This window comes from Lentzea sp. DG1S-22, from assembly GCF_036321065.1.
In the GTDB taxonomy this organism is placed as follows: domain Bacteria; phylum Actinomycetota; class Actinomycetes; order Mycobacteriales; family Pseudonocardiaceae; genus Lentzea; species Lentzea jiangxiensis.
This window is the reverse complement of sequence record NZ_CP143276.1, coordinates 7,331,561-7,355,914: the sequence shown is the minus strand read 5'-3', so window position 1 is coordinate 7,355,914 and position 24,354 is coordinate 7,331,561. Positions and strand designations below refer to the sequence as shown.

The 24,354-nt window shown below is 70.4% G+C and carries 23 protein-coding genes; 7 read left to right on the top strand and 16 right to left on the bottom strand.

Features of this window, described 5'->3' with window-relative positions; all coding sequences use genetic code 11:
- Positions 1-44 precede the first annotated feature (44 nt).
- The 5 genes from serA to V1227_RS34900 form a co-directional block, all read right to left on the bottom strand.
- On the bottom strand, positions 45-1,640 hold the full coding sequence (gene serA / locus V1227_RS34920) for a phosphoglycerate dehydrogenase (RefSeq protein ID WP_425412410.1): 1,596 nt from the start codon (positions 1,638-1,640) through the stop codon (positions 45-47).
- A gap of 620 nt (positions 1,641-2,260) precedes the next feature.
- Positions 2,261-2,524, bottom strand: a complete 264-nt coding sequence (locus V1227_RS34915; RefSeq protein ID WP_089925599.1) for a DUF397 domain-containing protein — start codon at positions 2,522-2,524, stop codon at positions 2,261-2,263.
- Between the two features lie 101 nt (positions 2,525-2,625).
- Positions 2,626-3,639: a ketol-acid reductoisomerase gene (gene ilvC / locus V1227_RS34910; RefSeq protein ID WP_329789465.1), complete on the bottom strand. Its 1,014-nt coding sequence runs from the start codon at positions 3,637-3,639 to the stop codon at positions 2,626-2,628.
- Positions 3,640-3,663: 24 nt separating this feature from the next.
- Positions 3,664-4,170 carry an acetolactate synthase small subunit gene (gene ilvN / locus V1227_RS34905; RefSeq protein WP_030467896.1) on the bottom strand — a complete coding sequence of 169 codons (507 nt, stop codon included), beginning with the start codon at positions 4,168-4,170 and terminating at the stop codon, positions 3,664-3,666.
- On the bottom strand, positions 4,170-6,002 hold the full coding sequence (locus tag V1227_RS34900) for an acetolactate synthase large subunit (RefSeq protein WP_329789464.1): 1,833 nt from the start codon (positions 6,000-6,002) through the stop codon (positions 4,170-4,172). Before V1227_RS34900 ends, ilvN begins: the two co-directional genes overlap by 1 nt.
- A gap of 230 nt (positions 6,003-6,232) precedes the next feature.
- Here V1227_RS34900 and V1227_RS34895 point away from each other — a divergent pair, with 230 nt between their 5' ends.
- The 3 genes from V1227_RS34895 (at position 6,233) to ilvD (ending at position 9,057) form a co-directional block, all read left to right on the top strand.
- Positions 6,233-6,712 carry a PH domain-containing protein gene (locus V1227_RS34895; RefSeq protein ID WP_329789463.1) on the top strand — a complete coding sequence of 160 codons (480 nt, stop codon included), beginning with the start codon at positions 6,233-6,235 and terminating at the stop codon, positions 6,710-6,712.
- On the top strand, positions 6,709-7,134 hold the full coding sequence (locus V1227_RS34890) for a vitamin K epoxide reductase family protein (protein ID WP_329789462.1): 426 nt from the start codon (positions 6,709-6,711) through the stop codon (positions 7,132-7,134). Before V1227_RS34895 ends, V1227_RS34890 begins: the two co-directional genes overlap by 4 nt.
- Before the next feature lie 78 nt (positions 7,135-7,212).
- The gene (gene ilvD / locus V1227_RS34885) at positions 7,213-9,057 is read left to right on the top strand and encodes a dihydroxy-acid dehydratase (protein WP_329789461.1); all 1,845 of its coding nucleotides are present in this window, start codon (positions 7,213-7,215) and stop codon (positions 9,055-9,057) included.
- Here ilvD and V1227_RS34880 read toward each other — a convergent pair.
- The 3 genes from V1227_RS34880 to V1227_RS34870 form a co-directional block, all read right to left on the bottom strand.
- Positions 9,054-9,296, bottom strand: a complete 243-nt coding sequence (locus tag V1227_RS34880) for a hypothetical protein (RefSeq protein ID WP_090095374.1) — start codon at positions 9,294-9,296, stop codon at positions 9,054-9,056. The genes ilvD and V1227_RS34880 overlap by 4 nt on opposite strands.
- 10 nt (positions 9,297-9,306) lie before the next feature.
- The gene (locus tag V1227_RS34875) at positions 9,307-10,038 is read right to left on the bottom strand and encodes a DoxX family protein (protein WP_329789460.1); all 732 of its coding nucleotides are present in this window, start codon (positions 10,036-10,038) and stop codon (positions 9,307-9,309) included.
- A gap of 69 nt (positions 10,039-10,107) precedes the next feature.
- Entirely contained in the window at positions 10,108-11,022 is a 915-nt protein-coding gene (locus V1227_RS34870) for a 2-hydroxyacid dehydrogenase (protein ID WP_329789459.1), read from the bottom strand.
- 28 nt (positions 11,023-11,050) lie between these two features.
- Here V1227_RS34870 and V1227_RS34865 point away from each other — a divergent pair, with 28 nt between their 5' ends.
- The gene (locus V1227_RS34865) at positions 11,051-11,929 is read left to right on the top strand and encodes an alpha/beta fold hydrolase (RefSeq protein ID WP_329789458.1); all 879 of its coding nucleotides are present in this window, start codon (positions 11,051-11,053) and stop codon (positions 11,927-11,929) included.
- A 35-nt stretch (positions 11,930-11,964) separates the two neighbouring features.
- Positions 11,965-13,131, top strand: a complete 1,167-nt coding sequence (locus tag V1227_RS34860) for a PQQ-dependent sugar dehydrogenase (protein WP_329789457.1) — start codon at positions 11,965-11,967, stop codon at positions 13,129-13,131.
- A gap of 128 nt (positions 13,132-13,259) precedes the next feature.
- Here the strand turns inward: V1227_RS34860 and V1227_RS34855 are convergent, their stop codons facing one another.
- The 7 genes from V1227_RS34855 to gatC all read right to left on the bottom strand — a co-directional run bounded on the left by V1227_RS34855 (position 13,260) and on the right by gatC (position 22,601).
- Positions 13,260-15,749, bottom strand: a complete 2,490-nt coding sequence (locus V1227_RS34855) for a M14 family zinc carboxypeptidase (protein ID WP_329789456.1) — start codon at positions 15,747-15,749, stop codon at positions 13,260-13,262.
- 212 nt (positions 15,750-15,961) lie between these two features.
- Positions 15,962-18,544, bottom strand: coding sequence for a CHAT domain-containing protein (locus V1227_RS34850; RefSeq protein ID WP_329789455.1), 2,583 nt, complete (start codon positions 18,542-18,544; stop codon positions 15,962-15,964).
- 84 nt (positions 18,545-18,628) lie between these two features.
- Complete coding sequence (locus tag V1227_RS34845) at positions 18,629-18,943, bottom strand: hypothetical protein (protein WP_329789454.1); 315 nt, start codon at positions 18,941-18,943, stop codon at positions 18,629-18,631.
- A gap of 184 nt (positions 18,944-19,127) precedes the next feature.
- Entirely contained in the window at positions 19,128-20,630 is a 1,503-nt protein-coding gene (gene gatB / locus V1227_RS34840; protein ID WP_329789453.1) for an Asp-tRNA(Asn)/Glu-tRNA(Gln) amidotransferase subunit GatB, read from the bottom strand.
- The gene (locus V1227_RS34835) at positions 20,627-20,824 is read right to left on the bottom strand and encodes a hypothetical protein (RefSeq protein WP_236225111.1); all 198 of its coding nucleotides are present in this window, start codon (positions 20,822-20,824) and stop codon (positions 20,627-20,629) included. Before V1227_RS34835 ends, gatB begins: the two co-directional genes overlap by 4 nt.
- Entirely contained in the window at positions 20,821-22,305 is a 1,485-nt protein-coding gene (gene gatA, locus V1227_RS34830) for an Asp-tRNA(Asn)/Glu-tRNA(Gln) amidotransferase subunit GatA (RefSeq protein ID WP_236225110.1), read from the bottom strand. Before gatA ends, V1227_RS34835 begins: the two co-directional genes overlap by 4 nt.
- Entirely contained in the window at positions 22,302-22,601 is a 300-nt protein-coding gene (gene gatC / locus V1227_RS34825; protein WP_030467875.1) for an Asp-tRNA(Asn)/Glu-tRNA(Gln) amidotransferase subunit GatC, read from the bottom strand. The genes gatA and gatC overlap by 4 nt, the downstream gene beginning before the upstream one ends.
- 230 nt (positions 22,602-22,831) lie before the next feature.
- On the opposite strand from gatC, the gene V1227_RS34820 reads away from it, so the two are divergent.
- Positions 22,832-23,485 (top strand): ACT domain-containing protein, encoded by a 654-nt coding sequence (locus V1227_RS34820; protein ID WP_176959609.1) that lies wholly within the window; start codon positions 22,832-22,834, stop codon positions 23,483-23,485.
- Here V1227_RS34820 and V1227_RS34815 read toward each other — a convergent pair.
- Positions 23,482-24,165 (bottom strand): 3-keto-5-aminohexanoate cleavage protein, encoded by a 684-nt coding sequence (locus V1227_RS34815; RefSeq protein ID WP_329789452.1) that lies wholly within the window; start codon positions 24,163-24,165, stop codon positions 23,482-23,484. The two genes, V1227_RS34820 and V1227_RS34815, sit on opposite strands and share 4 nt — an antisense overlap.
- A 59-nt stretch (positions 24,166-24,224) precedes the next feature.
- Here V1227_RS34815 and V1227_RS34810 point away from each other — a divergent pair, with 59 nt between their 5' ends.
- Positions 24,225-24,347, top strand: a complete 123-nt coding sequence (locus V1227_RS34810; protein WP_275677346.1) for a hypothetical protein — start codon at positions 24,225-24,227, stop codon at positions 24,345-24,347.
- Positions 24,348-24,354 lie beyond the last annotated feature (7 nt).

Genomic DNA, 24,354 nt, shown 5'->3' with positions numbered 1-24,354 from the left:
ACACGGGAAGGGGACTTTGACCGTCCCCTTCCCGTATGTCGTGACTATCCGAAGTCGACAGAGCGGACCGTGCGCGCACCGACGGCGGCACCGATCGGGTCGAGGACCTGCGTGTCGACCGGGCGGTCGACGCGCAGCACCATGACGGCGTCGCTGCCGGTCTGGCTGATCTGCGCGGCCTCGATGTTCACGCCGGCCTCGCCGAGCAGCGTGCCGACCGTGCCCATGACGCCCGGGCGGTCCGGGTACTCCAGCAGCAGCACGGTGCCTTCGGCCCTGAGGTCGAAGTTGCGGCCGTTGATGTTCACCAGCTTCTCGACCTGCGCGATGCCGCTGACGGTGCCGGACACGCTGTTCGTCGTGCCGTCCGCCTGCACGGCCCTGACCGTGACGAGGCTGCGGTGGTTCGGGCTCTCGGTCTCCTTGGTGAGCTCGACCGTCACGCCGAGGTCCGCGGCGAGGCTCGGCGCGTTCACGAACGTGACCTGGGACTCGACGACCTTGGAGAACACACCGCGCAGAGCGGCGAGCGGCAGGATCTCGACGTCCTCATTGGACAGTTCGCCGCGGACCTCGACGGTGACGCTGGTCGGGGCCTTGGGCGAGAGTGCACTGAGGACGGTGCCGAGCTTCTGCACCAGCGGCAGGTACGGGCGGACCTCCTCGCCGACAGCGCCGCCCTGGACGTTCACGGCGTCCGGCACGAACTCGCCGGCGAGCGCGAGGATGACGCTCTTCGCGACGTCGGTGCCCGCGCGGTCCTGCGCCTCGGCCGTGGACGCGCCGAGGTGCGGCGTGACGACGATGCCCGGCACGTTGAACAGCGGGCTCTCGGTCGTGGGCTCGGTGGAGAACACGTCGATGCCGGCGCCGCCGACCTGGCCCTCCTTGACCGCCTCGGCGAGGGCCTCCTCGTCGATGAGGCCACCGCGGGCGGCGTTGACGATGATGACGCCGCGCTTGGCCTTGGCCAGCTGCTCGGCGCCGATGAGACCCTTGGTCTCCGGCGTCTTCGGCAGGTGGATGCTGATCGCGTCGGCGCGCTCCAGCAGCTCCTCGAGGCTCACGAGCTCGATGCCGAGCTGGGCGGCGCGCGCGGCCGAGACGTACGGGTCGTAGGCGATGAGCTCGACGCCGAACGCGGCGATGCGCTGCGCGAACAGCTGGCCGATCTTGCCGAGGCCGACCACGCCGACCGTCTTGCCGTTGATCTCGACGCCGTTGAACTTGGAGCGCTTCCACTCGTGGTTCTGCAGCGTCTCGTGCGCGGCCGGGATCTGGCGCGCGACGCTGAGCAGGAGCGCGACGGCGTGCTCGGCGGCGCTCACGATGTTCGACGTCGGCGCGTTGACGACCATCACGCCGTTCTGCGTGGCCGCCGGGACCTCGACGTTGTCGAGACCGACACCGGCGCGGGCAACGACCTTGAGCTTGCGGGTGGCCGCGAAGACCTCGGCGTTGACCTGGGTGGCGGAGCGGACCAGCAGGGCGTCGGCGTCCGCGACGGCCTCGAGGAGGGCCGGGCGGTCGGTGCCGTCTACGTGGCGCACTTCGACGCCGTCGCCGAGAGCGTCGAGCACGGACGGCGCGAGCTTCTCGGCGATGAGGACAACGGGTCGGCTCGTGTTGCTCACGGACATCGCTCCCAGGAAGGGTCGGATCGTGGGGCGCGGGCGTGGTCGGGGGCGGCTGGCCCGCGCCGACCGGGCACCGCAATGTGTCCGGACTGTTAACGAGCATAGACACCGGGCTCGCTCGCGCCTTCCGGCGGGTGGCTCAGGTCACTGTCGGCGTCTTGGAGTATGGGAGTGGGTGGGGTTCTACGTGGGGTTCACCTGTGAGGGTGACGCCCAGGGGTTGGGATCTGGTCGGGTTTGGGTGGAGGGCGGTTCAGCGGGTCGGGTCGGGTCGGCTGGGTTGCGTCGGCCGGGTGCGGCTCGGGTTGGTGGGTGCCGGTTCCAGCGCGGTTGGTTGCGTTTGTCGGGCCGGGTTGCGTTGCGAGGGTGGTCCTGCGGGCCGGGACGAGGCGTTGGGGTGGCGACCGCTGCCCGGCGGCGTCAGGTTCATCCGGCTCGCTGCGCATCGCCACGCCAAGCCGCGTGCTCGGCCGGGTTGCGATTGCGGGCGTCCGGTTGAGTGCGCGCGCCTGACCTGATCGCGTGGTCGCCTTGCGTTGGCGACTGCGGTCGAGTGCGCGCGCCGGGCCTGGGTGCGTGGTCGCCTTGCGTTGGCGAGTGCGGCTGGCACCTGGCGCGGTGGGCTACCAGGGCTCGTCGAACTCGCCGTCCTTCGCGCCCAGCACGAAGGCGTCCCACTCGGCCATCGTGAAGGTGAGCACGGGTTCGAGCTGCTTGGAGTTGCGCATGGCGACGTACGTGGCGCCGTCGGTGTGCTCGATGAAGGCGATCTCGACGTGGCCGTCTTCCGGTTCGGGCTCCGGCGGGCGCTTCCACTGCGCGTTGCGCAGGTCCAGCTTGCCGCGCACGTGGGCCTTGTCGTCGTAGATCGGCGCGCTGTCGGTCATGCCGAAGAAGCTAGCGGATGGGACCAGCCGAAAAGCGGAAAGGCCCGCGGAGCGTCACACGCGCTCCACGGGCCTCCCTGGGGAAAGACCTGGTCGAGAACTCAGGCGGTCTCGGTGATCGGGCGGTCGACCCACGACATCATGTCGCGGAGCTTCTTGCCCGTTGCCTCGATCGGGTGGTTCTCACCCTCCTGCTGCAGCTTCTTGTAGTTCGCGCGGCCGTTGTCGTCCTCGGCCACCCACTCGTTCGCGAAGGTGCCGTCCTGGATCTCGCCCAGGATCTTCTTCATCTCCTCCTTCACGGCAGGAGTGATGACGCGCGGGCCGCGGGTCAGGTCGCCGAACTCCGCGGTGTCGGAGATCGAGTAGCGCATGCGGGCGATGCCGCCCTCGTACATGAGGTCGACGATCAGCTTGAGCTCGTGCAGGCACTCGAAGTACGCGACCTCGGGGGCGTAGCCCGCCTCGGTGAGGACCTCGAAGCCCGCCTGGACGAGCGCGGAGGCGCCACCGCAGAGGACGGCCTGCTCGCCGAAGAGGTCCGTCTCGGTCTCTTCCTTGAACGTCGTCTTGATGACGCCGGCGCGGGTGCCGCCGATGCCCTTCGCGTAGGACAGGGCGAGGGCCTGCGCGGTGCCGGAGGCGTCCTGCTCGACGGCGATGAGCGCGGGGACGCCCTTGCCGTCGACGAACTGGCGGCGGACCAGGTGGCCCGGGCCCTTCGGGGCGACCATGGCGACGTCGACGCCGGACGGCGCGGTGATGAGGCCGTAGCGGATGTTGAAGCCGTGGCCGAAGAAGAGGGCGTCGCCCTCCTTGAGGTTCGCGGCGATCTCGTTCGCGTAGATGTGGCGCTGCGCGGTGTCGGGCGCCAGGATCATGATCACGTCGGCCCAGGCGGAGACCTCGGACGGCGTGCCGACCTCCAGGCCCTCTTCCTCGGCCTTGGCGCGGGACTTGGAGCCCTCCTGCAGACCGATGCGGACCTCGACGCCCGAGTCGCGCAGGGACAGCGCGTGGGCGTGGCCCTGGCTGCCGTAGCCGATCACGGCCACCTTGCGGTCCTGGATGATGCTCAGGTCGGCATCGTCGTCGTAGAAGATCTCGACGCTCACAGTGTTTCCTTCTCTCTGGGTTTTCTAGCGGACCGCGGTGGCGGTGATGGAACGAGCGCCACGGCCGATGGCGACCATGCCGGACTGGACGATCTCCCGAAGCCCGTAGGGCTCCAGCATGCGCAGCAGCGCGTCAAGCTTCTCGGAGGTGCCCGTTGCCTCGATCGTGACGGCCTCGGGCGAGACGTCGACGACCTTCGCGCGGAAGAGCTGAACGGTTTCGAGGACCTGCGACCGCACCGTCGCGTCCGCACGAACCTTAATCAACACCAGTTGCCGCTGAACGGAAGCGGTGGGCTCCAGCTCGACGATCTTGATGACGTTGATGAGCTTGTTGAGCTGCTTGGTGACCTGTTCCAGGGGCAGCTCGTCGACCGACACCACGATCGTCATGCGCGAGATGTCGGGGTACTCCGTGCGGCCGACCGCGAGCGACTCGATGTTGAAGCCGCGGCGGGAGAACAGGCCGGCGACGCGTGCGAGCACACCGGGCTTGTCCTCGACCAAAACGCTGAGCGTGTGCCTGGTCATCAGATGTCCTCGTCGAACAGGGGGCGGATGCCGCGGGCGGCCATGATCTCGGAGTTGCCGGTGCCGGCCGCGACCATGGGCCACACCTGCGCGTCCTTGCCGACGACGAAGTCGACCACGACAGGGCGGTCGTTGATCTCCAGCGCCTTCGCGATCACCTCGTCCACCTCCTCGCGCGACTCGGCGCGCAGGCCCACGCAGCCGAGGGCTTCCGCCAGGAGCTTGAAGTCTGGGATGCGGTGCTTGTGCGTGCCCAGATCCGTGTTGGAGTACCGCTCGCCGTAGAACAGCGTCTGCCACTGGCGGACCATGCCCAGGTTGCCGTTGTTGATCACGGCGATCTTCACCGGCAGGCCCTCGATGGCGCAGGTGGCGAGCTCCTGGTTGGTCATCTGGAAGCAGCCGTCGCCGTCGACGGCCCAGACCGTGCGGTCCGGCTCACCGGCCTTGATGCCCATGGCGGCGGGAACGGCGAAGCCCATCGTGCCGAGGCCGCCGGAGTTGATCCACGTGCGGGGGTGCTCGTACTTCACGAACTGCGCGGCCCACATCTGGTGCTGGCCGACGCCCGCCGTGTAGATCGTGTCGGACGGCGACAGCGCGCCGATCCGCTCGATGACGTACTGCGGCGAGAGCGTGCCGTCCTCGGGCCAGTCGTAGCCCAGCGGGAACGTCTCGCGCAGCGACTTCAGCGTGTCCCACCACGGCGTGAGGTCGACGGCCTTGGCCGTCTCGCGCTCGGTGCGGACCGCGTCGATCAGCTCGGTGATGATCTCCTTGCAGTCGCCCACGATCGGGACGTCCGCGCGGCGGTTCTTGGAGATCTCGGCCGGGTCGATGTCGGCGTGGACGACCTGCGCGTCCGGCGCGAACGTCGCCAGCTGGCCGGTGACGCGGTCGTCGAAGCGGGCGCCCAGCGCGATCAGCAGGTCCGCCTTCTGCATCGCCGCGACGGCCGCGACGGTGCCGTGCATGCCGGGCATGCCCAGGTGCTGGTCGTGCGAGTCGGGGAACGCGCCGCGCGCCATCAGCGTCGTGACGACCGGGATGCCGGTGTCCTCGGCCAGGCGCAGCAGCTCGGCGTGGGCGTCGGCCTTGATCACGCCGCCGCCGACGTACAGGACGGGCTTGCGGGCGGCCACGATCAGCTTGGCGGCCTCGCGGACCTGCTTGCCGTGCGGCCGGGTCGTCGGCCGGTACCCGGGCAGGCGCATGTCGGGCGGCCACGTGAAGCTGGTCTGCTCCTGCAGCACGTCCTTCGGGATGTCGACGAGGACGGGGCCGGGTCGGCCGGTCGCCGCGATGTGGAACGCCTCCGCGATCGCCCGCGGGATCTCCGCCGCGTCGGTCACGAGGACGTTGTGCTTGGTGATCGGCATGGTGATGCCGCAGATGTCCGCCTCCTGGAAGGCGTCCGTGCCGATCAGCGGCCGCGACTGCTGGCCGGTGATCGCGACGACGGGCACGGAGTCCATGTTCGCGTCCGCGAGCGGGGTGACGAGGTTCGTCGCACCCGGACCCGAGGTCGCCATGCAGACCCCGACCCTGCCGGTGGCCTGCGCGTACCCGGTCGCCGCGTGGCCGGCGCCCTGCTCGTGGCGGACGAGGATGTGCCGGACCTTCGTGGAGTCGAGCAGCGGGTCGTACGCGGGGAGGATCGTCCCGCCGGGAATGCCGAAGACCACTTCGCAGCCGACCGCTTCGAGCGAGCGGACGAGCGACTGAGCACCGGTTACACGAATCGGTGCGCCCGTCGGCGGGGCCGGTTTGGGCCGCGGACCTGGACGTGGCGACGTGGGCTCGGAAGCCTGTCGCGATGGTGCGCTGGTCATCATTGCCTCGTGGGTATCGGGGTCCGGACACGAAAAAACCCTCGACAACCCGGAGACGGGTCGTGCGAGGGTCGCGCGTCGACGCAGGCTGTTCGGCTCAGGCGTCGACGCGCCTGAGAAGTACGAGAACGAGCGTGCGCTGCATGGCCGGGACGTTATCGCCTTTGGCAAGAGGGCGTCAACTCTGCGAGACGGAATTCCCGGATCGTGGACGTGGAACAATCGTCCGGGTGAAGAAGCTGGTCTTTCGCATCCCGGCAACGGCCCTGCTCGCGGCGGGTCTGATCGCCATCTGCGTCACCCCTGTGGCGTGGGTCGCTCCCGGGCTGCAAGTGCTCTACGTCCTCCCGCTCGCCTACGCCTACTGGGTGCTGCGCAACCGCACGACGGTCACGGAGGAGCGGATCGTCGCGCGCGGCGTGTTCGGCACGACGACGCTCGAGTGGTCCGAGGTGCGGTCCATCCGCCTGGTCCAGAAGGGCTGGCTGCGGGCGGTCAGACAGGACGCCTCCGAGGTCGTGCTGCCCGCGGTCCGGTTCATGCACCTGCCGGCGCTGTCGGTCGTGAGCGGTGGCCGCGTTCCCGACCCGACGGTCGCGGAAGAAGAACCCGAAGAGGTGACTGACGAGGTCACCGGGGACGTGAACGGCGACAGCGGCGGGGACGCTGTCGAGGAAGCCCCCGGGAAGTCCGTACAGTCCGAGAAGTGATCGAACGGGTTCCGCAGCTGAGCCTGCTGCTGTCCATCGCAGGCCTGCTGACCTCGGCTTATCTGACATACGCGCACTTCGACACGAGCGCGCTGCTGTGCTCGGCGGACGCCGTCGTCGACTGCGGGACCGTGACCACGAGCGAGCAGTCCGCGCTGTTCGGCGTCCCCGTCGCGTTCCTCGGACTGGCCTTCTTCGCCTTCCTGACGGTGATCTGCCTCCCGTTCGCGTGGCGGGTCGAACCCCTGAGGTGGGTGCGTCTCGCGGCGGTCGGCGCCGGCGTGCTGATGGTCGTCTACCTGGTCGCGGCCGAGTTCCTCATCATCGGCAAGATCTGCCTGTGGTGCACCGCCGTGCACGTGATCACGCTCGCACTGGCCTGTCTGCTGGTCTCGGCGAGTCTGCGCACGAGTAGCCTTTGAGGCACCGCTCCCAGACTTGGTGACGCCTCACCCGGCCGTCCCGCGCGCACTTTTTCTTGAACTGAACCTGGAGGAGCAGTGCCTCAGCTCCGCTCTCGCACCACCACGCACGGTCGCAACGCCGCCGGAGCCCGCGCCCTCTGGCGCGCCACCGGCATGACGGACAGCGACTTCGGCAAGCCCATCATCGCGATCGCCAACTCCTACACGCAGTTCGTGCCCGGCCACGTGCACCTGCGCGATCTCGGCGACATCGTGGCCGAGGCCGTGCGAGAAGCGGGTGGCGTGCCGCGCGAGTTCCACACCATCGCGGTCGACGACGGCATCGCCATGGGCCACAGCGGGATGCTCTACTCGCTGCCCAGCCGCGAGATCATCGCCGACTCCGTCGAGTACATGGTGAACGCGCACCAGGCCGACGCGATCGTCTGCATCTCGAACTGCGACAAGATCACCCCCGGCATGCTCAACGCGGCGATGCGGCTCAACATCCCCGTCGTGTTCGTGTCCGGCGGCCCGATGGAGGCCGGCAAGGCCGTCGTCGTCGAGGGCGTCGCCGTCGCACCGACCGACCTGATCACCGCGATCTCCGCGTCCGCCTCCCCCGCCGTGAGCGAGGACGGGCTCTCCGAGGTCGAGCGCTCCGCGTGCCCGACGTGCGGCTCCTGCTCCGGCATGTTCACCGCGAACTCGATGAACTGCCTCACCGAGGCCCTGGGCCTCTCGCTGCCGGGCAACGGCTCGACGCTCGCCACGCACGCCGCGCGCCGCGAGCTGTTCTCCGAGGCCGGCCGCGTGGTCGTGGAGCTGTGCAAGCGCTGGTACGGCGAGGACGACGAGTCCGCGCTGCCGCGGTCGATCGCGAACCGCCAGGCGTTCGAGAACGCGATGGCGCTCGACATGGCCATGGGCGGCTCGACGAACACCGTGCTGCACATCCTCGCCGCCGCGCAGGAGGGCGAGATCGACTTCACGCTGCAGGACATCGACGACCTGTCCCGCCGCGTGCCGTGCCTGTCCAAGGTGTCGCCGAACAGCGACTACCACATGGAGGACGTGCACCGGGCGGGTGGAATCCCCGCGCTGCTGGGCGAGCTGTACCGCGCCGGACTGCTCAACGACGACGTGACGTCGGTGCACACGCCGACGCTCGCGGAGTGGCTCGGCAAGTGGGACATCCGCGCCGAGAACCCGTCACCCGAGGCGGTCGAGCTCTTCCACGCGGCCCCCGGTGGCGTGCGCACGACGCAGGCGTTCTCGACGTCGAACCGCTGGTCCTCTTTGGACACCGACGCCGCGAACGGCTGCATCCGCGACTTCGAGCACGCCTACACGCGCGACGGCGGCCTGGCCGTGCTGCGCGGCAACCTGGCCGAGCGCGGCGCGATCATCAAGGCCGCGGGCATCGACGAGGAGCTGTGGCACTTCGAGGGCCCGGCGCGCGTCGTCGAGTCCCAGGAGGAAGCCGTCTCGGTGATCCTGAAGAAGGAGATCCAGGCCGGCGAGGTCCTGGTCGTGCGCTACGAGGGCCCGTCCGGCGGCCCCGGCATGCAGGAGATGCTGCACCCCACGGCGTTCCTCAAGGGATCGGGCCTCGGCAAGAAGTGCGCGCTGATCACGGACGGCCGGTTCTCCGGCGGTTCGTCGGGCCTGTCGATCGGTCACATCTCGCCGGAGGCGGCGGGCGGCGGCACGATCGGCCTGGTGCAGAACGGCGACCGGATCCTGATCGACGTGCACGAGCGTCGTCTCGAACTGCTGGTGGACGACGACGTGCTGGCCGAGCGCCGCGCCAAGATGGAGGCCTCCGAACGGCCGTGGCAGCCGGTGGACCGGGTCCGCCCGGTCACGGGTGCGCTGCGGGCGTACGCGCGGATGGCGACGGACGCGTCCACGGGCGCGGTGCGCGACCCCAGCCGCTAAAGAGCGAAGGCGAGCGCCAGGCAGGCGCCGAACACGAGCCAGCCCGTCAGCGGTCCGCTGACGGGCTGCTCCGTCTTCTTGACCACGATTCCCGCGACGACGAGGCCCGCGAGCAGGCCCAGCGGTGGCAGGAGCGACTTCGCGGAGAGCCCGAACGGGAACGCCACCAGGTACACGACCGGGATGCCGACCACCAGCAGGGCGAGCTGGAGCACCGCTCCCGTCACGTTCTTCCGCACGGACCACTTCCTACCGGAAGACGAAGTACGTCACCGCGGCGCCACCGGCACCGATCAGCAGCGCGATGAACCCGGCCGCCAGCGGGTGGCGGAACCAGCTGCGGTTGTAGTCCAGGGCGGCGCGGCCCGGTCCGGCGAAGAGCGCGGCGAACGCCATGCCGGCGAGGGCGAGCTCGAGCTCCACGCCGTTGGGGCCGAAGAAGCCGCCCTTGTACTGCAGCGCGATGACGTTGGCCATCACGGCGAGCAGGCCGGCGGCGGCGAGCGGGGTGAAGAGGCCGAGCACGAGCAGGCCGCCGCCCGCGAGTTCGGTGATGCCGGTGACCCAGGCGAGGACGACCGGCTCGCGGTAGCCCATCTTCTCCAGCGACTGCGCGAAGCCGTTGATGCCGGGGCCGCCGAAGAGGCCGAAGACCTTCTGCAGGCCGTGCAGCAGGAAGATGCCGCCGAGCACCGCGCGCAGGCCGAGCAGGCCGACGTCCGGGCCCGCGGTCCAGCCGAACTTCCCGCGGTCGTCGCCGGCGAACACGTCGTCGTGCCGCACGTCCACAGTGGACTTGTCGAGCGGCGTGTAAGCCGTCGTGTCGAACGACTTCGTCGCCGAGTCGAACGGCGAGATGGCGTCCGTACCGGCTCGCGCCACGCTGTCGTCGAAGTGGTGAACTCCCCCGCCGCTGCTCGAGTAGAACGAGTCGTCGGAGAAAGCGCTCGAGGTGGTCGAGCCTTTGTCGTGAGTGGCCACGCCCGCACGCTAGGGGGCCGCGTGCGGGCGCGCGAGAGCCGAACGGCAGCCCAGTTTCACCCGGACGGGCTAATAGTCCCCGTGGACGAGGTTGCGCGGTTCCTCCCCCGCAGCGAACCGCGAGATCTCCGCGATGGCGACGGCGTACGCGCGCTGTCCGCTGCCCGTGCACGACCCGGCCACGTGCGGCGTCAGGAACAGCCCCGGCGCAGTCCACAGTGGATGATCGGCGGGCAGGGGCTCGGGATCGGTCACGTCGAGGGCCGCGCGCAGCCGCCCCGAGGTCAGCTCCGCGAGCAGTGCCCCGGTGTCGACGACCGGGCCGCGCGCGCCGTTGACCAGGATCGCGCCGTCCTTCATCGCGGCCAGGAACTCGGCGTCGACGAGGTGGCGGGTCTCCTCGGTCATCGGCGTGAAGATGACCACGGCGTCGAACTCGGGCAGCAGCCGCGGCAGCTCGTCCTGGCCGTGCACCCCCTCGCGGGCGGTGCGGCCGACCAGCGTGGCGGTGGCGTTGAACGGCTCCAGGCGGCGCTTCAGCTGCTCGCCGAGGTCGCCCGCGCCGACGATCAAGACCTTCTTGTCCTGCAGGGTGTCCGTGCCGTGGTAGTCCCAGCGGCCTTCGGCGCGCGCCCGTTCGAAGACGAAGAAGTCGCGGTAGATGGCGATCAACGCGCCGATGGCCCACTCCGCGGTGCTGCCGCCGTGCGCGCCCCGGGCCGTGGAGAGCATCACGCCGTCGGGCACCTTGCCGATGAAGTTCTCGGCACCGGCGCTGAGCAGCTGCACCAGCTCGAGCTTCGGCAGCTGCTCGAACACCTCGCGCGGGTCGGTGCCGGAGAGGAACCGCGGGATCAGGACCTCGGCGTCACGTCCCTCGGACGGCAACGGCCGCCCCGGCTCGTAGCGAACCGCCCGGACACCGTCCACCCGGGACAGCGCTTGAACTCCGAAGTCATCTGGCACGAGCACGGTGAGCGTCACCGGGCCAACGTACGTCAGAATGTCCGCCATGCGGGAGCACGACGTCATCGCGTGGGACGGCACGAGGATCCGGACGTGGCAGGTGGCCGACGAGGGCACACCGGTGCTGCTGTGCCCCGGCGTGGGCTCCGGGCCCGAGTCGTGGCCGTCGCTGACCGGCCGGGGTGGCGTGCTCAGCTGGTACATGCGCGGCACGATGGGCTCCGGCAGGCCGGTCGACGAGCGCAACATCTCGCTGGACGACCACGTGTCGGACGCGATCGCCGTGCTGGACGACGCGGGCATCGACCGGTGCGTCGTCATGGGCTGGTCGATGGGGGTGACGATCGCCGCCGAGCTGGCGTTGCGCCACCCGGAACGGGTGGCGGGCCTGCTGCTCGTCGCGGGCGCTCCCGGTGACTCGTTCGACGCCATGCTGCCGTTGGCGCCGAAGGCCGTGCGCCGGTTCATCGGGCTGACGGGCACGAAGCTGCTCCAGCAGGCCGGTCCGGTGCTCGACCGGGTGCTGCACCGCGTCCCGGCGGCGGATGCGACGACGTTCCTGCTGCGGCACAGCGGCGTGATCAAGCCGACGAGCGACCCGAAGGCCGTCACGAGCGCGGTGAGCCGGTTCCTGCAGCACGACTGGCGCTGGTACTTCACGCTGGCGCTCGCGCTCGGCGGGACCCCGCGCCAGGACCTCGGCCCGATCGTGTGCCCGGTCACGCTGCTGGCGGGCCGCGACGACGTGCTGGCGACGACGGAGAGCATGTCCGGGCCCGTCGCGGGGCTGCCCCAGGCCCGGCTGCGGGTGCTGCCGTGCAGCCACTACCTGCCGCTCGAGGCGCCCGAGGTGGTGTCCGAGGAGCTCGACCTGCTGCTCGACCGGGTCCGCTCGGTCGACTTCGCCACGTCCGGGAGAAGTTGACTTCGGGTTCACGGTCGCCCACCTACCCTGGAGCCGTGGTTCGTTCCGTTGCGTTGCTGACCGCCGCCTGCCTGCTGGCAGGGGGCTGCGCGAGCTTTCCCGACGAGCCGGCGCCGACGCAGTGGAGCGCGCAACCCCAGCTGACGCCGCAGGCGGGCCCGCGTCCCGAGCTGCCGGGCGAGTACCGCCCGGCGCCCGGTGAGCAGGGCCGCGGGCAGCAGCCGCCGCAGAGCGTGCCGCCGCCGCAGGGCTGCAAGGACTTCAACCCCGCCGTCATCGCGACCTGCCTGAACACCGTCACCGGCGTCGCCCCGATCGGCGGCGACGCCCAGGGCGGCGTCGCGGCGTACGCGACCGAACGCGGCGGGCGCCTGGTCAAGGTGTCGAAGGACGTCGACCCCGTGGTGATCGCGCAGCTGGAGGTCGACGCGTCGACCGACGGCGGGCTGACCGGCCTCGCGCTGTCGGCGACGTTCGCCGAGGACCAGCTGGCGTACGTCTACGTGACGACGGCGACGGACAACCGGGTGCTGCGCATCGCCCCCGGCGACTCCCCCAAGCCCATCCTGACCGGCATCCCGAAGGGTCCGTCCGGCAACCGCGGCGTGCTGGCGAGCGACCGCAAGGGCGCGCTGCTCGTGGCCACCGGTGACGCGGGCAACCCGGCTCTCGCCGCCGACCCGGCCTCGCTCGCGGGCAAGGTGCTGCGCATCGACGGCTTCGGCCGGCCCGCGCAGGGCAACCCGACGGCGGGCACCGCGGTCGTCTCGTCCGGGCTGAAGCTGCCCGGCGGCCTGTGCGTCTCGGCGGACACCACGAAGATCTGGGTGACGGACTGGGCCGCGAACGCCGACGTCGTCTACCGCGTCACGCCGGGCAAGCTCGGCGAGGCGGCGTGGACCTGGCCGGAGCGGCCGGGCGTGATGGGCTGCGCGTCGTTGTCCGACGTGCTGTGGGTCAACACGTCGAAGATCCCCGGCGCGCAGAACCTGCCGATGAACCCCGAGGGCGCGTTCACGGGCAAGCCGACCGTGAGCGACGAGGACGGCAGCGAGTTCGGCCGGCGAGGGCCGATGGAGCAGATCAACGACTCGGCGGCGCTGATCGGCACGGTCAACAAGGCCGGCGGCCAGCCCGTGTCGTCGGACGACAGGGTCGCGATCGTCGTGCGCGACGGCGGCGGCTCGCCCGGCAAGGACTGACCGCCCCGCTCCAGGCCGGCACCACGTGACCAGGGGTTTTCGTTCCGCCGAACGGGGGAAACCCCTGTGCGGGGTAGTGCAGGCGGGGGTGGAGAGGCTGTCGGGGCCTTCCCACCCCCGCCTTTTCCCTACCTGGTGCTCGTCCAGAACAGAGCGCGCGCCACCTGCGCGTACAGGCCCTTCGGGTGGTCGCGGAACATCGGTTCCGTGGCGAACAGGACCACGCGGGCCCCGTTGGCCGCCGTGCCGGACACGACCGCCGCCTGACCCGCCGCCGCGTCCTGACCGCCCGTGCCGTTGTCGCGTGCGCGCCAGTGGCCCGCGGCGATGACCGTGCTGCCGTAGCGCTGCTCGACCGTCACGCCCGCGCCGAGGTTCGTGAACCACTGCGGTGCGTAGACGAACGAGTGCGGAAGCGCGCCGGTGCCGACCGGACCGGTGCCGTTGACGACGTTCACCACGCCGTTCGCGTCCTCCCGGCCGGCGACTGCGGTGGCCTGCAGGAGCTGGGCGTCCGCGTTGAACCTGCTTCCCGTGGCACCGCGGGTGACGACGCCGCCGCGCTCGAGGAACTCGTCCAGCGCGGCCTTGGCGGTGGCGTTCAGCCGGCTGTGGTCGAGGCCCGCTCCCACGTACAGCGCGTCGACCCGCGACCAGTCGAAGCCCGCGTTCAGCACCGCTGTGGAGATCGTGCGGACGTCGAACCCGGACTGCCGCAGCACCTGGAGCTCGTCGGCGGAGACCGCGGCCGCGATCACCTTGCGCTGCAGCGCGACGCCACCGGGCGCGGCGGCGCTGAAGCGCACGCCGTACCGGTCGGCGACCTCCTTCGCGGCGGCCCTGTCCTTCGCGGGGACGACGACCGTGCCGTCGTCCTGGCGCTTCAGTTCCAGGCCGCGGTTGAGCAGGTCGTTGACCGCGCTGACGTCCTTCTGGTCGGTCAGGACCAGCGCGAGGTCGGCACCCGGCGCGGCGCTGACGTCCCCGGTGGGCGAGGCAGCGGTGACGGGCCTGCCGTCGAACCGGAGCTGGCCGCTCCTGTGGACGTCGACCGAGGCGCCCCAGAGCAGGCGGTGGCTCCAGCCGGAGATGTCGTACATGACCGGCGCCTTGCCGGAGATGTCGCTGCCCTGCTCCAGCATCACGTTCGCGAGCCCGCGCTTGGGCTGGTGCATGTCCACGACGTACGACCCGGCGGGGTAGCGCCTGCCGCCCAGCGTGAACGGCCTCTCCGCCCGCTGCACCCGGACGTCGTGCCGGACGAGCTGGTCGACGAGCCTGGCCGCGGCGGGCGCGGACCGGTCGTTCGTGATCACGTAGGCGCGCGGGAACTCCGTGCTGAAGCGGTCCTCCGGTCCGAAACCGGGCACGAACCCGTCCGGGACGTACCGCTGCCGCTCCCCCGCCGCGCCGCGGCGGAACATCTCCGTCTGGTTCGCGATCAGGCTGCGCCGGTTGTCGTCCACGTAGTCGAGCGTCGACCTGATGGTGGCCTCGACGACGTCGGTGTTGATCCGCGAACGCCGCTGCAGCTCCGCCGCGGGCAAGGTGTCGTAGTCGGCCCGGTTGACCCGCATCGGGATCTCGATCGTGTACGACACGGCCCCGTGGTACATCGAGTACTGGGCGGTGTAGATCGGCGCCCAGCCGTCCCACTCGCCGACCGGGTAGTCGCGGAACGGGATCTCCGGCTTCGCGGCCTCGGGGTGCCCGAGCGCCTGCACGGCCTTCTCCATCTGCAGGCCACCCGCGTAGCCGTGCTTGATGTAGAGGTCGAAGTCGTAGTTCTGCCCGTGCGGCGGCGTGGTCGGCTCGATCAGCGTGTTCGCCACGTACCCGTGCTGGTCCAGCATCATCACCGGCTGCGTGCGCTCGACGATGTCCTGCATCACCCGGTTCTCCGGCTGGGAGCTCGTGACGAAGTCGCGGTTGAGGTCGAAGCCCGCCGCGTTCGACCGCGTGCCGGCGACGCGGCCGTCCGGGTTCGCCGTGAGGTTGAAGTAGATCCTGCTGCGCTGCAACAGCTTCCGCGTCTCGGCGTCATCACTCGTGGCGAGGTGCTCGATGACCCGCAACGCGCCGTCGGTGCCCTCCCACTCGTCGCCGTGGATGTTGTTGTTGATCCAGATCGGCGCCTTGTAGAGGTTTTCCGGAACGCTGCGCCCTTCCTCGACGGTGGCGCGGAACCGTTCCTGCAACCGGGTCTGGGCCGCGGTCTCCGGTGCCGTCAGCGTGACGAGGTACAGGTCGCGGCCGAGCCCCGACTGGCCGACGACCTCGACCGAGACCCTGTTGCTCTTCTGCTGCAACGCGTTCAGCCGCGGCGCGAGCGAGTGGTAGGGCGCCAGGTTCAGCTTGATGGCCTTGTCGGCCGGGTTCTCCGGGTACGTGCGCAGCTTCGTCCTGCGCGGGTACCCCTGGTGTCTGTCGGCCTGGTTCTCCCCCCGGGCCGACACCGACCCCTGCGCCTGGAAAGCGTTGTCCAGGACGGCGACGTCATTGCGCTCAGGCCCGTTGCCGGGCTCACGATCCGGACTCGACGGTTGCGCCGTCGCGTTGACGGGCGCCGCCACCACCGCGGCGGCCGCCAGGACGACGGCGAGCAGAGTTCTGCGCATGCGGTCGTTTCTCGCACAACGGCCCGCTCATCGACTAGAGCCGATAGGCGGGCCGTTGTGTCCCCTCGGTCAAGACCTCGTGCCGTCGAGGGTGGCACAGGAAGCCGGGTGCGGGCGAGAAAAGTTCACCAACCGCCGTTGACACTTGGACCACAACTAACCGCTGACCAGCACGTTCGTCGGCTGGGAGACCGCACAACCACTCGAACGGCCTATCCCGACCCGAGGCAGAGGAACGGCCGGCGGAACGGGTCCTTCGCCATCGCCTCGGCCAGCGCCACCGCGGGCGCGGCCCCGGCGACCAGCGCCCGGTGGTAGTCGGCCATCGCCGCCGCACTGGCCTCGTCACCGACCTTGCTGGCCGCGGCGACCACGGTCCGGGTGCCGCCGGCGAGCATGGCTCCGGCGAAGCCGAGGGCCTCGTCGCCGGGCCGGATGCGGTTGAGGGCGAGCTCGCACGCGGCCAGCACCACGTGTGCGGGCGGCTTCCGCAGCCTGCCCAGCTCGTGGGCGAACAGCGGGCCGTCGACCAGTTCCAGGCGGGAGAAGAGGGCGTTCTCGGTCTCGTGCTCACCGTGGGCGGCGACGTGGACCAGGTCGGCGCCGTCGAGGTGGGCGAGGACCTCGGCAGCGGTCGCGGTGTTCCCGGACAGCATCGTGACGTTGGCGTGGTAGGTCGCCAGCTTGTCGACCTCGTCGTGCCCGAAGAGGAGCCCCGGTCCCTGCACCACCAGCACGCGATCGGTCCTCACCTCTCCGCCCTGCGCCGCCGCCAGCCACGCCGTGGCCGAGGGCGCCGTGACGACCGGCCGCCCGTGCAGGCCGGGGATGACGCCCCACGGCACCGCGTACAACGTCCCGGTCGGCACCACCACCAGTTCGCGATCACCGATGAGGTGCCGGAGCGGCTTGATCAGCAGGGTGTCGAGCCGGTCGGCCTGCTTGTGCGCGGACGCCCCGATGACCTGCACCAGAGGTGGCGGCAGATGATCAGGAGCGAGAGCGTTGAGGTCGAAGTGGAGCTTCTGGGCGCTCTCCAGCGCCTCCGCCGCATGGCCGAGCCGTTCGAGGCGGACACGGCCGCCGGCCACGACGACGGCAGCGATCTCTCCCCCGGACACGACGTAGCTGACCATGGCCCGTTCGCCCAGCTCAGCGATCACCTCGCGGATGCCGGCGACGGGTCGCGGCTTGCCCCACCGCTGCGAGTGCCAGCCGAGCCGGTTCGCCTCGCGCTGCGCCTTCACGAGCTTGCCGCGCAGCTCCGCGGTCGGCTGTCCGGACAGACCGTGCCGCAGGATCGCCCAGCTGAGGTTGCGCACCTCGGTGATCCGCTCGGCGACCTCGTTGTTGTCGGTGGCTTCCAGCGGTTCGTACCGGTAGGTCTGCGCGCGGGTGCGTTCCAGCCAGGCGAAGAGCCTGCGCGCGTCCGCGTCCTCCAGTGCGAGCTTGATCGCGAGCTCGCTCAGCTCCCTGCCGTGCACCGCCGTGGCGGACACGAGCTCCAAGCCGCCGAGCTGGTCGCGCACGCGCCCCAACTCGTCCAACGCCTGCCGGGCGTGCGTCAACGCGGCGCGGCGACTTCCCTTGGCCAGCGCGAGTTCGGCCAGCACGAGCCTGCGCTGCATGCGGTGGTCGAGCGGCGTGACGGTCCTCGGACCGGGCACCCGCTTCAGCAGTTCCTCCGCTTCGACGAGCCTCCCCCGCCGGATCTCGAGCCGGGTGGCGAGCAGGAGCGCCAGCCTCGACTCGTCGACGAGGTGGTTGGCGGCGAGCTCGTCCGACAGCGCCAGCGCCTTCTGCACCAGGGCGTTCGAGATCCGTCCGGTGTGCATCGCGTGCCGGCCGTGGGCCCACAGCTCGATCAGGCCGGCCATCATCCACCACGTGCTGCCGCGGCGGACCAGCTTGCGTTCGGACCGTTTCGCCATGCGGCGAGCCAGGTCGAGCTGGTCGTCCAGCAGTGCGGCCGACGCGCGGAACATCTCGACCTCGGCGATCTCCTGGCCGAACTTCTCCTTGCGCATGACCGGAAGCGCCTCGTCGAGGTGCTTACCGGCCTCATCGGACAGTCCGATCATGAGCATGGCCTCGGCCTGGTCGAGCTGCAGCCGCGCGAGGAGCCCGGGCTGCTCGTCCTCGCGGAAGATGCGCTCGGCTTCCTCGTAGCGGCGCAGAGCCGCGGCGAGGTCACCACTTTGTTTGTGGACGTTCCCGAGAGCGTGCACGCCGAACGGGTAGAGGTGGTGCAGTTCGTGTTCGCGGGCGAGCTGGATACCCCGCTCCAGGTCTGCTGCCGCTCGTTCGCTCCGGCGCACCGCGGCCAGCGCGAACCCCCGGTTGAGCAGTGTCGAGACGAAGCCCTGGACCAGGGCGCGGTTCGCACCGGGACTCGTCCGCTCGACGTCGTGCTCGACCGCCTCGATGAACCTGTTGAACCACTCGACCGCCCGCTCCGGCTGGCCCATCCGCATGACCATCAGGCCGTGGTTGTGGTCCACACCTGCGTTCAGCAGCGTGCGGGTCGCGGTGTCCTCAATGGTCTCGATCTCGCGGCGGGCGGCGTCGAAGGCCTCGACGGCGATGTCCATTCCGCTGGTCTCGCCCTGGCACAGGCCGAGGGTGTAGAGGATGCGCGCACGAGTCGCCGCGCGTTCCTGGCTCGGCGCCGCGCGCTCGACGTGCACGAGCGCACGCTTGAGGAACCGGATGGCTGACGGGAAGCGGAACTTCGCTTGCTCCGCCCATCCTCTCTCGTACAACTCGCGCGCTCTCTCCAGGGCACGAGCGGGCATGTGATCATCACACCACACGTGGCCACACAGCGCTGCCCGCCAACCAGGCATTCGGCCAGGTGACGGGCAGCACACGCTGCGTGACTACACAGCGATGTTGTTCGGGTGGTTGGGGCAGTCGTGCGCGTGCTCGACATCGCCGCCCGAGTCCGCGACGCCACCCTCCGAGAGGAGCTTGTGCGGTCCGACGAGGAAGCCCGGCGTGCCGCCGCAGCACATCGGCGTGACTTCCGGGTCTTCCTTCTTGTCCGGCCGCGGCACCTCCGCAGGCGGCGCCGGCTCGACCGGGACCGGCTCCACCGGGACGGGTTCGACGACCGGCGTTCCCTCGAGCACCGACTCGGCTTCCTGTACGACCTCGGTCGCCGCCACGTCGAAGTTCTCGCGCTGAACAGTCATGAGGATTCCCCCCTCGTTTGGACTATTACATTCCATCCCCCCAGATGGGATGCAGGGAAAGAGTGGCACACACCGCTACGGGCATACGTCTCATTTAGCTAACAGCCACTCAAACGGCCTAAGATCACAAAGGGCCACCTGCACGAACAGGTGACCCTTTGTGATTTTTCTGGCGAATGTGTATCTAGGAGCAGCGAGCGAGCACGATCTCGCGAACTCGGGCCGCGTCGGCCTGTCCCTTGGTCGCCTTCATGACCGCTCCGACGATGGCGCCGGCCGCCTGCACCTTGCCGTCGCGGATCTTCTGGGCCACGTCCGGCTGGGCGGCGAGGGCCTCGTCGACGGCCTTCTCGAGCGCCGAGTCGTCCGAGACGACCTTGAGGCCGCGCTTCTCGACGACCTCGTCCGGGGAGCCTTCGCCCTCCAGGACGCCGTTGACGGCCTCGCGGGCGAGCTTGTTGGTCAGCGCGCCCGTGTTGACCAGCTCGATCACCCGTGCCACCTGGGCCGGGGTGATGGGCAGGTCGGACAGCTCGACGCCGCGGCTGTTCGCCTGCTGCGCGAGGTAGGACACCCACCAGGGGCGGGCCTCGTCCGGCTTCGCGCCCGCCTCGACGGTGGCGATGATGAGGTCCAGGGCGCCCGCGTTGACCAGGTCGCGCAACACCTCGTCGGTGAGCTTCCACTCCTCCTTGATGCGCGCGCGCCGCTCCCAGGGGAGCTCGGGCAGCGTGCCGCGCAGCTCCTCGACCCACTCGCGCGACGGCGCGATCGGGACCAGGTCGGGCTCCGGGAAGTAGCGGTAGTCCTCCGCGGTCTCCTTCTTGCGGCCCGGGGAGGTGCTGCCCGAGGACTCGTCGAAGTGACGGGTCTCCTGGGTCACCTCGCCGCCGGAGGCGAGCACCGCGGCCTGGCGCGTCATCTCGAAGCGGACGGCGCGTTCGACGCTGCGCAGCGAGTTGACGTTCTTGGTCTCGGTGCGGGTGCCCAGGGCGCCGGTGGTCTTCGGCGACAGGGACACGTTCGCGTCGCAGCGCAGCGAGCCCTGGTCCATGCGGACGTCGGACACGTCGAGCGCCTTGAGCAGGTCGCGCAACGCCGTGACGTACGCACGCGCGACCTCGGGGGCGCGACGGCCGGTGCCCGGGATCATCTTCGTGACGATCTCGATCAGCGGCACGCCGGCGCGGTTGTAGTCGAGCAGCGAGTGCTCGGCGCCGTGGATGCGACCGGTCGCGCCGCCGACGTGCAGCGACTTGCCCGTGTCCTCCTCCATGTGCGCGCGCTCGATCTCGACGCGGATGACCTCGCCGTCGTCCAGCGTCACGTCGAGCCAGCCGTTGAAGGCGATGGGCTCGTCGTACTGCGACGTCTGGAAGTTCTTCGGCATGTCCGGGTAGAAGTAGTTCTTCCGCGCGAACCGGCACCACTCGGCGATCTCGCAGTTCAGCGCGAGGCCGATGCGGATCGCGGACTCGACGGCCTTGCCGTTGACCACCGGCAGCGAGCCGGGGAGACCCAGGCACGTCGGGCAGGTGTTCGTGTTGGGCTCGCCGCCGAAGGCGTTGGCACAGCCGCAGAACATCTTCGTGTTCGTGTGCAGCTCGACGTGCACCTCGAGGCCCAGGACGGGGTCGTACTTCTCGATGACCTCGTCGTAGTCCATCAGTTCGACCAGAGCGGTCATGCCAACTCGTCCTTCCGCAGAGCGCGCGCCGCGAGCGCCGCACCGGTGACCGCCACGACGATGCTGGCGATCGAGTTCGCCAGCATCAGCTTGTCGTTCTTCGCACGGGCGTTGCGGAAGCCGGAGAACGCTCCCACCGCACCCGCGACGGCGCCGGCCAGGCCCAGCAGGCCCCTTGCCTTCTTGATGTTCACAGCGACGGGCCTCCAAACGCGCCACGCGCGGCCTCGTAGGCGGCAGCGACTCGGTACATGCGGTGGTCCTGCAGCGCCGGCGCCATGATCTGCAGGCCGACCGGCAGACCGTCCTCGTCGGACAGGCCACTCGGCACGCTCATGGCCGGGGTGCCCGCGAGGTTCGCGGGGATGGTGCAGAGGTCGGCCTTGTACATGGCCATCGGGTCGTCCGCGCGCTCACCGATCTTGAACGCCGTGGTCGGCGTCGTCGGCGAGATGAGCACGTCGAACTTCTCGAACGCCTTCGCGAAGTCCTGCGTGATGAGCGTGCGGACCTTCTGCGCCGAGCCGTAGTACGCGTCGTAGTAACCGGACGACAGCGCGTACGTGCCGATCATGATGCGGCGCTTGACCTCCGGCCCGAAGCCGGCCTCGCGGGTCAGCGACATGACCTCCTCGGTGCTGCGCGTGCCGTCGTCGCCGACGCGCAGGCCGTAGCGCATGGCGTCGAACCGGGCGAGGTTCGACGAGCACTCGCTCGGCGCGATGAGGTAGTAGGCGGGCAGCGCGTAGTCGAAGCTCGGGCACGACACGTCCGCGATCTCCGCGCCCAGCTCCTTGAGCTGCGACACGGCGGCCTCGAAGCTGCGCAGCACGCCCTGCTGGTAGCCCTCGCCGCTGAACTGCGTGACGACGCCGACGCGCAGGCCGGACAGGTCGCCGCTCAGGCCCTCGCGGGCGGCGGCGACGACCGGCGGCACGGGCGCGTTGATGGACGTGGAGTCCATCTCGTCGTAGCCCGCGATGACCTCGTGCAGCAGCGCGGCGTCGAGCACCGTGCGCGCACACGGACCGGCCTGGTCCAAAGAGCTGGAGAACGCGACGAGGCCGTAGCGGGAAACGCCGCCGTAGGTGGGCTTCACGCCGACGGTGCCGGTGACGGCGCCGGGCTGGCGGATCGAGCCACCGGTGTCGGTGCCGATCGCGAGCGGGGCCTGCAGCGCGGCCAGCGCGGCGGACGAGCCACCGCCGGAGCCGCCGGGGATGCGGTCGAGGTCCCACGGGTTGTGCGTGGGGCCGTACGCCGAGTTCTCGGTCGACGAGCCCATGGCGAACTCGTCCATGTTCGTCTTGCCGAGGATGACGACGCCGGCTTCCTTGAGCTTGCGCGTCACCGTGGCGTCGTAGGGCGGCAGCCAGCCTTCGAGGATCTTGGAGCCGACGGTGGTCGGCACGCCCTCGGTGGTCATGACGTCCTTGAGCGCCAGCGGCACACCGGCGAGCGGCGAGACCGCCTTGCCGGCCTTGACGTCCTCGTCGACCCTGCGGGCCTGCGCGAGAGCACCCTCGGTGTCGACGTGCAGGAAGGCGTGGACCTTCCCGTCGGTCTCGGCGATGCGGTCCAGGTGGGCCTGCGTGACCTCGACGGACGAGACCTCACCGCTGTGGATCTTCGCGGCCAGCTCGGCCGCGGTGGCGTGGACCAGGTCGTTGGTCATGCTTCCTCACCCAGGATGCGGGGCACGCGGAACCGGCCGTCCTCGGCCTCAGGAGCGCCGGAGAGCGCCTGCTGCTGACCGAGGCTCGGACGGACCACGTCCTCGCGGAAGACGTTGGTCAGCGGAACGGCGTGCGACGTCGGCGGGATGTCGGCCGTGGCGATGTCGCCGACGGACGCCACCGACTGGAGGATCACGTCGAGCTGGCCGGCGAACAAGTCGAGCTCGTCCTCGGTGACGGCCAGCCTGGCGAGCTTCGCCAGGTGCGCGACCTCGTCGCGGGAGATGCTGGGCACTCCTGTCAACCCCCGTAGGGTCGGGATTCGAATCGGGAACCCCGTGAGTCTATGGGCTGGTCAGGAGTGCCTTCGAACCGGTTACCGCCTCTGAAGCTGACTGGCACGTCAACTTAACCGTTCCGCAACGCGGACAGCAGGTCATGCGTTGACGATGCGTCTGCGAGAATCACCGACCGGCAACGGCGCGAGACGCGGGGTCTCTCGCACGAGCTATGGAGGCGTTCACCTTGTCGTTCCTGATCCGGGTCCAGCTCCCGGACCGTCCCGGCACCCTAGGCGCGGTCGCTTCGGCTTTGGGCGAGATCGGGGCGGACATACTCAGCGTGGACGTGGTGGAGCGCGGTTCCGGCCTCGCCATCGACGACCTCGTCGTCGAGCTCCCCTCCGGCCGCCTGCCCGACACCCTGATCACCGCCGCCGAGTCGGTCGAGGGCGTCGAGGTCGACGCCGTCCGCCCCTACGCGGGCATCCTCGACACCCACCGCGAGCTGGAGCTGGTCGAGGAGATCGCCGAGGAGCCGAAGAAGGGCCTCGAGGTCTTCACCGAGGGCGTCCCGAAGATCATCCGCGCAGGCTGGGCCGTCGTCGTCGGTCCCGAGGGCACCGGCATCAACCGCCTGACCGCGTCGTCGGCCGCGCCGGAGACCCGGATGGCGGACGTGCCGTGGTTCCCGCTGGAGCGCGCGACCGTGCTCGACGGCGAGGAGGAGTGGGTGCCGGAGACCTGGCGCGAGCTGGGCACCGAACTCGCCGCCACGCCGCTCGGCAAGCCGGACCGCGTGCTCGTCGTCGGCCGTCCCGGCGGCCCGATGTTCCGCGCGGCCGAGGTGGCGAGGCTGGCGCACCTCGCCGGCATCGTCGCCGTCGTGCTCCCGGACTAGCGAGGGGCCTTCGACCGCTGGTTGCGGCGCGCCATCGCGACCAGCTCGGCGTTGTTCCTCGCCTGGCGCCCGTCGGGCATGGTGAGCGTGTCCTCCAGGCCCATGCGCACGTGGTGTTCGAGCCGCGCCGCGTGGACGAGGACGGGCCAGGCGTCCGCTTCTTTGCCGTGCAGCACGATCGGCAGCCCCAGCGGTTCGACCACGCGCAGCAGGCCCTCCGCCGACTCGCGGGTCGCCACGACGGCGATCCTCCTGGTGCCCGGCGGCAGTTCGCCCAGCTCGGCGGGCTGCGCGACGACGAGTTCGACGCCGACGCCGACCCGGTGCAGCGCGCCGGCCAGCTCCCGCCAGCCGGGCTCGTCGACGTGCACGCGCGCGACGTCCGGCCGCCCCGCCGCCAGCGGAGCCCAGCTGCCGACCAGCGAGGCCCGGTCGCCGGGCACGTTCGTCGACACGCTGATCTCGACCTGCGGCGCGGCCGCCCGCACCGTGGCGACGGTCGTGGCCACCTCGGACCCGACGAGCGTGAGCCCACCGATCACGTCACGCGGGTGGACGTGCACCGACGTGGCGCCGAGCGCGGCGGCGTCGGCCGCGTCCTCCGCGAGCCGCTCGGGGGACAACGGCAGGGCCGGGTGCTCCTCGGCTGTGCGGGAGCCGTTCAGACAGGCTTGCAGCACACTCACACGGTCCCACACAACGCTCGGCGCCGCGGTGGTCCAAGGGTTAAGTTGGGGACATGCGACCGGACGTGGTGCTCGCCCAGGCCGACGCGCTCGCGATCGGTGACCTGGCCCTCGGGGTGGCCGGGTTGATCGCGGTGGCGGCGGTGGTCGTGGTGGCGCTCAAGCGCAAGCGGTGACGACTCT